The following is a 10,924-nucleotide window of genomic DNA, read 5'->3' as shown; positions in this document are numbered from 1 at the left end:
GTCATTCGATGCCAGTGTTACCTGGCGCATTTTTGATCCGACTACGAATGAAACCGTCCGTGCGACCCAACTTCCTTCAGCACTACATTAACTCTCCAGTTGGCAGACCGCATGTACTTCAACTCGCGCAAGGAGCAATTCAGAAGAACATCTCAGGAACTCGTTTGAGAGGCTTATTGATTCCCCTTCCTTCCATCGCCGAGCAGGAAGAAATTTCCGCATCTATCAAGAGGATCGATCAGAAACTAGAAAATCACTGCAGGAAGCTCAATGCCACCAAAGACCTCTTCCGCACCCTTCTTCACGAACTGATGACGGCAGCAATCCGTGTGGACGGATTGGAATTAGGAATTGAGAATTAGGAATTACGAATGAAAGCAGCCAAGCAAAAAGCCTATCGGTAATGATGGAAGCCATTCCTCATTCCAGATTAAATAAGTTGGTGACCGCGAAGACCAGCACTTATGGGAATCTAGAATTTAGAATTGGGAATTAGGAATGGGAGTTTGTTCTTCATTAATGTGCTCGATGCCAAGGTGCGGGAGTTCAATCCACGATGCAATCTCCGATAACGCGAGAAAAAATTGAGGAGATGATTACTCCGGGACGGCGCAGAAGGATGAAACTCTCGTTAGAATGGCCCGAGCCTTTGCATCCTCCTCGGGAAGAAGGAAAAGATTGGAGCCTGGTTCTGTCTTTTTGCGAAAGCTTGAGAAATGCATTTCATTCTTTATGTTCTGCTGACCACATTGGATTGCGCGAGAGCAGAGAAGACAGGTGTTATATGACAATGTGAGCAGACGATAGGGAAATGGAAAAACATCCGGCATACACCATACTACGCCTCTTAGAGACACCCGGAATCGGAGTCGTAAAAACCAACACGATCCTGGCCGAGATGGGCGCTGATTTAGATTCGGACCGGTTACAGCCGTTTCTTTCCGCCAAGCAGTACGAAGAATTTGTCGGCTCCGAAGAAAAAGTCCGGCAAGACTGGGAACGCCTTGCACAAATGGAGGTGACATTCATTTCCATTCTGGAAGACCGGTATCCGCCTCTATTGCGGGATAGGCTTCTGAAAAAAGCGCCGCCCCTGCTCATGGTCCTCGGCAATCCTGATCTACTCAAGAAGGTTTCCGTGGGTTTTTGCGGTTCGCGCAAGGCAAGCGAGAAAGGTTTGACCACGGCAACGGACTGTGCCGACCAGTTAGCGCGGGAAAACATCAATATTGTCTCCGGCTACGCGGCCGGCGTGGACATGGCAACCCATCGCGCCGCGCTTGAATGCGGCGGAACCACGACCCTGGTGCTCTGCGAGGGAATATTGCATTTCAAAATCAAGCGCGACCTGAAAGACCTGTGGGACTGGGACAGGATCGCCGTGGTCAGCGAGTTCCTCCCCGGTGTCCCGTGGAGAGTCGGAAACGCCATGCAGCGCAATAAGACCATTTGCGCCTTAACCTCATCGATGATCCTGATCGAGTCTTCCAGCAAGGGAGGCAGTATTGAAGCCGGACGGGCTTGTCTGAAGATGGGGATTCCGCTGTTTGCCCCGGTGTATCAGGGTATGCCGGAAACAGCGGTGGGCAACCGGGAGCTTTTGCGGCAAGGCGCCCTTGAGCTTTATAAAAACAACGCAACAAATCGCGCCAACATGAGAGAAGTCTTTAACATGATTGCGAATAAAGGAAAGACACCCCAACCAGCGATATACAAAAGCAAGCCCTATCGTATTGAAGGGTCAGAGGGGCAACAGGGTCTGTTCGACAAGAAAGAGGAATACAAAACAGGGTGAGGAGCCCCGTTTCAATCCGTTGGACGGATTGGAATTAAGAATTGAGAATTAGGAATTACGAATGAAATCCGAGAACCCTGTACTGGACAAGTCGTATGCCTTCGCATTGCGAGTCGTGAAGTTGTATCGTTATCTGTGTGAAGAGAAGAAGGAATTCATACTGTCTAAGCAGATCGTTCGCAGCGGAACGTCAATTGGGGCGAATGTCGAAGAAGCCGTTGGCGGCCAATCCGAAAGGGATTTTATCTCAAAGATGAGCATCGCTTACAAAGAAGCGCGTGAGACCCACTACTGGCTCCGGTTACTTCGTGATTCCAATATCCTCGAAAATCAACACGCCGATTCGATCATCAATGATTGCGAAGAACTCCTGAAACTTTCCGGATCGATCATTAAGTCGATGAAGGGAAAATCAAAAACTACCAATTAGGTGGTAAGAATAATGAGGCCAGCAACAACAATTCCTAATTCCTAATTCGTAATTCCTAATTAAAATGAAGCCAGGCGAATTGAAAACCGTTCAGACCCGCATCCTGAAATACGCTGGAGAAATCGGCTGGACGTTTGTGCCCCGTGAAAAGGCGGAAGCGCGGCGCGGTTTTGATTCGGACGCTGCCCCCAAGGACCGGGCCAAAGGGGCCTCGCTGTTCTTCGACGATCTGCTCGATGCCAAGGTGCGGGAGTTCAACCCGCGATACAGCGAGTCGGCGGGGGCGCTGCTGGGGAAATTCCGATATTTCCATGCCGACATTTACGGAAACCGGGACTTTATCGAACATCTGCGCAACCGCGGCAAGTATTTCGATCATAAAGAGAGCCGGGAGCGTGACCTGGTCCTGATCGATTACAAGACGCCGGGGAATAATGTCTTTGAAGTCACCGAGGAGTTTGCCTTTCACAACGGCCATTACGGAATTCGTGAGGATGTGGTCTTCTTGATCAACGGCATCCCGGTACTGGTGATCGAGTGCAAGAATGCCGACAAGGACGAGGCCATTGGACTGGGAGTGGACCAGATCCGCCGTTACCATCGGGAGACCCCGGAGCTGTTCGTGCCCGAGCAGATTTTTTCCGCCACCGATGCCATCGGCTTTTCCTACGGGGTGACCTGGAGCATGGTGCGCCGCAATATCTTCAACTGGAAGGACGAGGAAGTCGGCAGACTGGAGGCCAAGGTCAAGAGTTTTTGCGCCATTTCCAAGGTGCTCTCCTTTTTAAAAGACTACATTGTCTTTGCCGAAAAAGATGAGGAACTGAACAAATATATCCTGCATCAGCATCAGACCGGCGCAGTGGAACGGGTAATCCGCCGGGCCCTGGAACCGGACCGCAGGCGCGGTCTGGTCTGGCATACCCAGGGCAGCGGCAAGACCTTTACCATGATCAAGGCGGCGGAGATGCTCTTCCGCGCTCCCAAGGCGGACAAACCGACCATTCTTCTGATGATCGACCGCAACGAACTGGAAGACCAGATGCTCAAGAACCTGGCCGCCCTGGGATTGGGCAATCTGGAACATGCCACCAGTATCTCCCGCCTTAACAAACTGCTGCGGGATGATTACCGGGGCATCATCGTCACCATGATCCACAAGTTCCGCGACATGCCGGCAAACATCAATCCGCGTGCAAACATCTATGTACTGATCGACGAGGCCCACCGGACCACGGGCGGCGATCTCGGCAACTTCCTGATGGCCGGGCTGCCCAATGCCACCTATATCGGCTTCACCGGCACGCCCATCGACAAGACGGCATATGGAAGAGGGACCTTTAAGACCTTCGGTTGTGAGGACGACAAGGGCTACCTGCATAAATATTCCATTGCCGATTCCATTGAGGACGGCACCACCCTGCCGCTGTATTACAACCTGGCCCCCAATGAAATGCTGGTGCCGCACGAAATCCTGGACAAGGAATTTCTGGCCCTGGCCGAAGCCGAGGGCGTGGCCGACATCGAGGAGCTGAACAAGATTTTAGAGCGGGCGGTAAACTTGAAAAACTTCCTCAAGGGGAAGGAGCGGGTCCCAGAAGTGGCCCGGTTTGTGGCCGACCATTATCGCGAGAATGTGGAACCGCTGGGCTACAAGGCCTTCCTGGTGGGGGTGGACCGGGAGGCCTGCGCCTTGTACAAGCATGCGTTGGATCAATTTCTGCCTCAGGAGTATTCCGAGGTGGTGTATACGGGAAACAACAACGACCCGGAGCTGCTCAAGGAGTTCCATCTCGATCCGAAAAAGGAACGGCAAATCCGCAAGAGTTTCAATAAACTCGAACGGCTACCCAAGATTCTCATTGTTACCGAAAAACTGCTGACCGGCTTTGATGCGCCGGTATTGTACGCCATGTATCTTGATAAGCCGATGCGCGACCACACCCTGCTGCAGGCCATTGCCCGGGTGAATAGGCCCTATGAGAACGAACAGGTTGAGATGGTGAAACCGCACGGCTTGGTGCTTGATTTTGTCGGCATCTTCGACAAGCTGGAAAAAGCTCTGGCCTTTGACAGCGATGAGATCAACGCGGTGGTAAAGGACCTGAAACTGCTCAAGGTGCTTTTTCAAAACAAGATGGAGCAGAAGGCCCCGGAATATCTTGGCCTGATTGAACGGAATTTCGATGACAAGGATGTCGATACCCTGATCGAACATTTCCGCGACCCGGCCCGGCGCAAGGAGTTCTTCAAGGAGTACAAGGAAATCGAGATGCTTTATGAGATCATCTCGCCGGATGCTTTCCTGCGGCCTTTTATCGATGATTACTCCACCCTGTCCGCGATTTACGACGTGGTGCGGAAGGCCTACGCCAAACGCATCCAGGTCGACAGGGCATTCCAGAAAAAGACCAATGAGCTGGTGCGGAACCATATCGGCACTACTTATATCCAGCACGTTTCAGAAGTCCTGACCATCAACGAAGAGACCGTCGAATATATCACTAATAAAAAAGGTGGTGCCGGCAGCAAGATCATCAACCTGGTCAAGAGCATTGAAAAGAAGGCCGAGGAAGAAAGCAACGACCCGTACCTCATTGCCATGGCGGAGCGTGCCCTGGCAGTGCAGGAAAACTTCGAGAATCGCCAGACCACTACCGCCGAGGCGCTTGCCGAGCTGCTGAGGGAAGTGGAAGCCAATGAAAAACGCAAGAAAGAGCAGGCCGAAAAAGGTTTTGACGGATTGACCTATTTTGTATTTCGCACCCTTCTGGACGCCAAGATAGAAAACGCCGAAGAGGTGAGCCGCAAGATCAGGGAGGCCTTTGTCGAGTACCCCAACTGGAAGAAAAGCGAGAATTCGTTGCGGGAACTGCGCAAGAAAGTAACCTTTGCCATCTTTGCCAAAACCGATGATCTGGATCTGGTCACCGGATTGGTAGAGGATCTTTTCAACCTGCTGGAAAAGGCAAACCGGATATAGGGCAATTATGAATTTTGAATTAGGAATTAGGAATATAAGGATATTATTCAACCGAATTAGAATCCGGCAATTTCCGATTTCATTGCATCCGGCTGATGATAAAGGCAATGAATAAAAAACGTGATTTTAAAGAACGGGTCCGCCTTTGGGCGAAAAAACTCGAAGTAAAGGTGGTCTGGCTCGGGGTGCGGCCCATGCGCAACAAATGGGCTTCCTGCTCCACCAACGGCCATTTGAACTTCAACACCGAGCTGCTGGAACTTGACCGGGACCTCTGGGACTACGTCATTGTCCATGAACTCCTGCACTTCTTTGTGCCCAACCATGGCAAGCTCTGGAAGAGCCTCATGCGGGCGCATCTGGGTGACTATGAAAAGATGGAGGAACGAGTCTTGAAAAAAGGGCGGGAAACAGGGCAGGCCTGATTTTTGACACCGGCAGGGGAACCGGTTTCCGTGACGGAAAAAAAACATGATCCAGAAAAAAACGAAACCGAAACAGATAAATCAGTTGGGGATAGTTGTGCATGGTGAGCAATAGACACGATATCATGAAACTGATCCGCCAGGGCGAGGGACTGACCCTGGAGTTCAAGGAATATCATCGCAATCTCAACAAAGGCGTTTACGAGATGGTTTGCGCTTTCCTGAACCGACATGGCGGCATATTGCTGCTTGGCGTCACTCCGGCATGGCAAGGCCGGCGCTTGGTGACGACTTTCATATAAAATCAGGAGGACTCCATGAAAAAGAACAACTACTGGTCACCCTATCTCGCCGGCGGCGCCATCGGCCTGACCCTTCTCGTTACCTTCTGCATCATGGGCTGGGGGTTGGGGGCCTCCAGCGCCTTTGCCCGGCTGGGGGCGGTGGGCCTTAAGACGGTCAGCCCCGACTATGCCGGCAGCCTCAAGTATCTTGGCCGCTATCTGCAGACGGCCGCCCCGCTTAAGGACTGGCTCCTGTTTGAGGTGGGCGGCATCCTCCTCGGCGGCCTGACCGCGGCCCTGCTGAGCGGTTCATTCAAGTTTCGCTTTGACAAGGGCAGGAGAATAGATAACAAGACCAGGTTGCTTGCCGGTTTCGGCGGCGGCCTGCTCATCGGCTTTGCCAGTCGCCTGGCCCGGGGCTGCACCAGCGGCGTGGCCCTGGCCGGCGGCGCCCAGCTGGCAGTGGCCGGATTTGTCTTTGTTATTGCCATGTTTGCCAGCGGCTTTGTCACAGCCGCCATATACAGGAGGTTATGGTGATGACCGCACCTTTATACGCCACTGGAATGATCAGCGCCAACAGCTCCCTGGGGCTGGCGGTGCTCCTGGGGATATTGTTCGGCTTCTTTCTGCAAAGGGGCGGACTCGGCAATCCGCACAAGCTGGCCGGCATCTTCTATCTGACTGATTTCACCGTGCCCAAGGTCATGTTTTCCGCCATTGTGGTGGCGGCCACCGGTCTTTACCTGCTTGCCGACCTGGGATTTCTTGACCTGAACAAGGTCTGGATCGTGCAGACCTTTTTCTGGCCCCAGATTGTCGGCGGCCTGCTGTTTGGTGTCGGCTTCGCCCTCAGCGGTTATTGCCCGGGAACCGCGTTGACCGGTCTCGGCACCGGCCGGCTCGACGCCCTGGTGGTCATCGTCGGCATCATCGCCGGTTCCCTCTTGTTTGCTGTATTTTATCCGGCCCTTGACTCTTTTTACCTGAGTTCGCCCATGGGCGGCATGACCCTGCCCAAGCTGCTCAAGGTAAACCACTGGCTGGTCCTGCTCTTCCTGTACATAGTTGCCGGCGGGCTCTTCTATTTCCTGGAACGACCCGAATTAAGGGAAAAAGAAGGGGGATAAAATTATAATTTTCTGCTGGAGCGGTACTTGTCCCGGCCGGAGCCCGGAGTCTGGGAACCTGTCCCAGAGAGGGACCGGGCGGGCGAGTTATCCCTTGATCAGCCGGAATCCGGAGTTGCGCTTGGCCTGGGCATTTTTTTCAAGAATGGTACAGTGAATCGAGACTCCGATCTGGGCGGCGATCCCCATCAGGAGGTTGAGGTCCCGCTGGCGCAGCTTTCTCCTGGTAGGGTGGTTGTCCACCGCCAGCACCCCGAGTGACTTGCCGCCAAAGATGATCGGACAGATGATGCAGGACCGGACCCCCAGCTTCCGGGCAAATTCCAGATTCGCCGACGGGATCTTCCGGGCGAGTCGCTCGATATCATCGATCAGCACCGGCTGCTGCAGGTGAAAGACCCGGCCGGCGATCCCCGGTGATCCCGGGGGGTCGATCCGCAGGCCCGAGCCGTGGCCGTCGAGTACCCTGAAATGGGTCTCGTCGGCCCCGTACCAGGCCTTGGGGTTGAGTTGGGTCCTCTCGCGATCGGCAAGCATGATCATGCCGCGGTCATAGGGGAGATACTTTTCCAGAATACCGGCCAGCCGTTTCAGCAGGGCGTCCACCGAGGTCCCCTGCCGGCCGACGGCCCGGCCGATCTCGCTGATCAGTTGGGCCGTCTTGTAATTCTCCTCAATCTGGTCAAAGAGTTCTTCCGAGACCTCCCGGACGTTTCCCAATACCCCGCGCATTTCCCGGACAGAAAGAAATTTGGCAACCAGCACCACCAGCAGGACGATGGACAGGCCCCAGGGCAGGAAGTGGAGTGCAACCTGGTGGACTGAAAAAAAGTAGGAGAACAGGGCAAATGCGACAGGCAGCAGAATCAGCCCGAAGAGGATCGTCCGCCGCAATAATTTATTGGAGGACGAGGCCCAACTGATTACATAGCGGCAGCATTCCCCGTTCTTAAAGATGCACTCGGGATGTTCGATCGTCGGCGCCTCGAGCTTGAGCAACCGGGCCATGGCCTCAATATATCCCAACCGGTTGTCGCACTGGAACGGCTCCTCCCGCACGCCAGGCCTGGGAGTGACCGTAATCTCGGTCTTGTGGGGCTCGAGCTGTCTGCTCTTATAGATGGATGATCGGGAGAAGCGGGCCGCATTCTTGGTGAACAGGCCATAGACATGGGCCGGCGGGAAAACGCTCAGAACAAGCAGCCGGGCCGAGCCGAGGGAGTCCGGGGAGGAGAGGAACATCCCGGCCTCGCGGGCGACATTTTTGTTCCAGACATGTTCACTGAGCCGCTGATGGAAACGGTTGATCTGTTTCTGGCTGAACCAGTGGCCCTGATCCTCGACCTGGTGCCGTTCCATGCCCGCGGCCTCGATCAGTTGGTCCACATCAACATATTTATATTTTTTTTCGATGAGCCGGATATAATTGAGCGGGATCCTGCTGTTATACAACGGCTGTTCCATCGTATTCATGACATGTTTTGCCTGGTTTCCCTGAATCCCAAAAAAACGGGGTCGAAACATTATCCTGCAAAGGGTTGCATATACTACCGGGTCGGCCCGGTTGTTGCAACTGCTTATTTTTGCGTGGCAAAGATCCTATCAGTTTATATCGCCGCATCAGCGCCGGCCCTCTTTTTTCTCCTTTTCTTTTTTAGCGGTCACACAGTAGATGCCGCCCTCCTTGATCCCGGGCATGAAGCAGCCGTTGCAGGAGATGCAGCGGGCCGGGCTGCGGTCGCCCCGCTGCCAGCGGTTGGCAAGGCCGGGCTCCCTGATCAGGGGCCGGGCCATGGAGACATAATCAATGGTTTTTTTCCGGATTGCGGTCTCAGCCACCTCAAAACTGCGAAAACCGCCCACCGCCATCAGCGGACAGGCGACCGCTGGCCGCATTCGGCCGGCAAGGGCCAGGTGATAGGCCTCTTTTTCAGGCCGGTTGATCTTCTGCCGGGCCGGGCTCCTGTGGCCCGATGCCGGGGTGCCGCCGCTGACCTCGATCCCATCGATCCCGGCCGTATTCAGTTGCCGGGCAAAATAAACCGCATCATCGATGTCAAGTCCGTTATCGAGAAAGTCGCTGCCGTTTAACTTGATCAGCACCGGGTAGTCGGAGCCCACTGCCCGGCGGACGGCCTGGTACGCTTCCAGCAGGAAACGGCCGCGATTTTCCCGGCCCCCGCCGTAATCATCAGTGCGGCGATTGGTCAGCGGCGACAGAAACTGGTCGATCAGGTAGCCGTGGGCGCCGTGGAGCTGCACCGCGTCAAAGCCGTACTCCCGGGCCCGCCGCGCCCCGGCGGCAAAGGCGGCCACCACCCCGTTGATATCGCCGCGGCTCATGGCCGCCGGGACTTCAGGGAACTGCTCGACCTGCACCGCCGAGGGGGCCAGGGGTTGTTGCCCGGCAGTGGCGCTGTCGGTCTGGCCCCCGGCATGGACCAGCTGCATGCAGATCTTTCCCCCCTGTTCGTGCACCGCCGCGGTCAATGCCCGCATCTGCGCGGCAAAGGCATCGGTGTGAATGCCCATCTTGCCGGGCATCTGCTTGCCCTCCGGCCGGACAAAGGTGTAGCCGGTGATCAGCAGCCCGATCCCGCCCCGGGCCAGGTCCCGGTAGAATGCCGCCAGTCTGGTGGTGGGCCGGCCGTCCGGTTCGCACATCCCCTCCCAGGTGGCCGAGCGGACCAGCCGGTTGGCAAGGGTCATTCCGTTGATCGTTGTCTCCTCGAATATGGTGCGCATGGTCCTTCTCCTCGGGCAGGATGTCGGGATTTAATGGGAATATTTCTTACATACACTGAAACTTGATGACCGCAAAACAAAAAATTTGATGTTTCAAATGCCACTTAGCAAAATCAACAAGTTACAACGTGATACACGTCCGTCTCGTGGTAAACATTCAGAAAACCCCTTTCCCGGTCCAACCTCAAACGTACGGGGTTTACCGAAACCTTACGTCTCGTGTTTTTGTTACGAGACCGACAGATTCCACCGGAGACAATGGCCCCTCGTCTTGCGCCGGAAAAAGCCAAAAAAAAGGGCCGGGGATTCCCCGGCCCTTTTGGACGAAAACTGGTACAGAGCGATCTATTTTTTCTTCTTGTGGCAGGTCCGGCAGGACTTGCCCTTGGGCACCTTCTTCGCCTTGTGGCAGGGGAAGCAGAGCTTGACGTGGAAGTCGTTCTTGGAGCCCTTCTTCTTCTCGATCGTCACCTTGAGGGCGCCGCCGTTGGCATCCTTGTGGCAGTCGGTGCATTTGTTGTTTGCCTGGTGCTCGGCATGGGGGAAGATCACCGCCGCCTTTTTGCCCTCAAAGCCGAACTTGGCCTTCAGGTCGATTTTTGCCGGTCCGTTGTTGGCAACGGCCAGCAGCGGCGCAACCAACAGCATCCCGGCAACGGCCAGCCCGATGATTAATCGTTTCATATCCAAACCTCCTTCCTTTGGGTACACCCAGAAATAACTTCACATTTTCGCGTTCCGTCTCCGGACCGTCTTTCGTTGATCTTCAATCACGAAATCCGGCCCAGCCCCGGGCGCCGATTCTGCGAATTCAGTTATGAGCGAACCCTTGCTTAAGATAAAAAATCGTCCGGCCGGAACCATGGCCGGGCATTTCAACCGATGTCCGGCCATGGTGGCACGGCCGGACATAAACGGTGGTGTCTATACTGCGGGGCTTGCAAAATTGCAAGGGGAATAATGAGTTGTCCAGGATAGTTAACAGTGGGGCCGGTCAGCGGGCGGGTAAACATTCAGTAAACCCCCTCCTGTCGGGAAAGGGGTCTTCTTCTACCAACGGCCGCTCCATTGAGAAGGGCCGGCTGTTCATAAACAGGCTATCAAGCAGGAACTCGCTTCGCCGCAACGGCGA

General features: G+C 54.8%; 11 protein-coding genes. 8 read left to right on the top strand and 3 right to left on the bottom strand.

The window, feature by feature from the left end:
• The 8 genes from L3J03_11185 to L3J03_11150 form a co-directional block, all read left to right on the top strand.
• Nucleotides 1–362 (top strand): restriction endonuclease subunit S (locus tag L3J03_11185; protein ID MCF6291542.1); only part of this gene is annotated, 362 nt, incomplete at its 5' end.
• A gap of 449 nt (nt 363–811) precedes the next feature.
• Complete coding sequence (locus L3J03_11180; GenBank protein MCF6291541.1) at nt 812–1,795, top strand: DNA-protecting protein DprA; 984 nt, start codon at nt 812–814, stop codon at nt 1,793–1,795.
• A gap of 61 nt (nt 1,796–1,856) precedes the next feature.
• The gene (locus L3J03_11175; GenBank protein ID MCF6291540.1) at nt 1,857–2,225 is read left to right on the top strand and encodes a four helix bundle protein; all 369 of its coding nucleotides are present in this window, start codon (nt 1,857–1,859) and stop codon (nt 2,223–2,225) included.
• 79 nt (nt 2,226–2,304) lie between these two features.
• Nucleotides 2,305–5,208 (top strand): HsdR family type I site-specific deoxyribonuclease, encoded by a 2,904-nt coding sequence (locus tag L3J03_11170; GenBank protein ID MCF6291539.1) that lies wholly within the window; start codon nt 2,305–2,307, stop codon nt 5,206–5,208.
• A gap of 107 nt (nt 5,209–5,315) precedes the next feature.
• Nucleotides 5,316–5,633: a M48 family metallopeptidase gene (locus L3J03_11165; protein ID MCF6291538.1), complete on the top strand. Its 318-nt coding sequence runs from the start codon at nt 5,316–5,318 to the stop codon at nt 5,631–5,633.
• Between the two features lie 125 nt (nt 5,634–5,758).
• Nucleotides 5,759–5,935 carry an ATP-binding protein gene (locus L3J03_11160; GenBank protein MCF6291537.1) on the top strand — a complete coding sequence of 59 codons (177 nt, stop codon included), beginning with the start codon at nt 5,759–5,761 and terminating at the stop codon, nt 5,933–5,935.
• Nucleotides 5,936–5,950: 15 nt separating this feature from the next.
• On the top strand, nt 5,951–6,457 hold the full coding sequence (locus L3J03_11155) for a YeeE/YedE family protein (GenBank protein ID MCF6291536.1): 507 nt from the start codon (nt 5,951–5,953) through the stop codon (nt 6,455–6,457).
• Nucleotides 6,457–7,047: a YeeE/YedE family protein gene (locus L3J03_11150; protein MCF6291535.1), complete on the top strand. Its 591-nt coding sequence runs from the start codon at nt 6,457–6,459 to the stop codon at nt 7,045–7,047. Before L3J03_11155 ends, L3J03_11150 begins: the two co-directional genes overlap by 1 nt.
• An 87-nt stretch (nt 7,048–7,134) precedes the next feature.
• Here L3J03_11150 and L3J03_11145 read toward each other — a convergent pair whose 3' ends face one another.
• The 3 genes from L3J03_11145 to L3J03_11135 all read right to left on the bottom strand — a co-directional run bounded on the left by L3J03_11145 (nt 7,135) and on the right by L3J03_11135 (nt 10,476).
• Nucleotides 7,135–8,520 (bottom strand): GAF domain-containing protein, encoded by a 1,386-nt coding sequence (locus L3J03_11145; protein ID MCF6291534.1) that lies wholly within the window; start codon nt 8,518–8,520, stop codon nt 7,135–7,137.
• Nucleotides 8,521–8,667: 147 nt separating this feature from the next.
• Nucleotides 8,668–9,792, bottom strand: coding sequence for an NADH:flavin oxidoreductase (locus tag L3J03_11140; GenBank protein MCF6291533.1), 1,125 nt, complete (start codon nt 9,790–9,792; stop codon nt 8,668–8,670).
• Between the two features lie 345 nt (nt 9,793–10,137).
• Entirely contained in the window at nt 10,138–10,476 is a 339-nt protein-coding gene (locus L3J03_11135) for a cytochrome c3 family protein (protein ID MCF6291532.1), read from the bottom strand.
• Nucleotides 10,477–10,924: the final 448 nt, after the last annotated feature.

It is taken from the genome of Desulfobacterales bacterium, assembly GCA_021647905.1.
In the GTDB taxonomy this organism is placed as follows: domain Bacteria; phylum Desulfobacterota; class Desulfobulbia; order Desulfobulbales; family BM004; genus JAKITW01.
This window is presented reverse-complemented; position numbering and strand designations above follow the sequence as displayed.

What these genes read in the sequence shown, in the direction of transcription:
- L3J03_11160 (MCF6291537.1), top strand. Translation starts at nt 5,759, where the DNA reads ATGAAACTGATCCGCCAGGGCGAGGGACTGACCCTGGAGTTCAAGGAA.
- L3J03_11165 (MCF6291538.1), top strand. Translation starts at nt 5,316, where the DNA reads ATGAATAAAAAACGTGATTTTAAAGAACGGGTCCGCCTTTGGGCGAAA.
- L3J03_11180 (MCF6291541.1), top strand. Translation starts at nt 812, where the DNA reads ATGGAAAAACATCCGGCATACACCATACTACGCCTCTTAGAGACACCC.
- L3J03_11145 (MCF6291534.1), bottom strand. Translation starts at nt 8,520, where the DNA reads ATGAATACGATGGAACAGCCGTTGTATAACAGCAGGATCCCGCTCAAT.
- L3J03_11150 (MCF6291535.1), top strand. Translation starts at nt 6,457, where the DNA reads ATGACCGCACCTTTATACGCCACTGGAATGATCAGCGCCAACAGCTCC.
- L3J03_11155 (MCF6291536.1), top strand. Translation starts at nt 5,951, where the DNA reads ATGAAAAAGAACAACTACTGGTCACCCTATCTCGCCGGCGGCGCCATC.
- L3J03_11135 (MCF6291532.1), bottom strand. Translation starts at nt 10,476, where the DNA reads ATGAAACGATTAATCATCGGGCTGGCCGTTGCCGGGATGCTGTTGGTT.
- L3J03_11175 (MCF6291540.1), top strand. Translation starts at nt 1,857, where the DNA reads ATGAAATCCGAGAACCCTGTACTGGACAAGTCGTATGCCTTCGCATTG.
- L3J03_11140 (MCF6291533.1), bottom strand. Translation starts at nt 9,792, where the DNA reads ATGCGCACCATATTCGAGGAGACAACGATCAACGGAATGACCCTTGCC.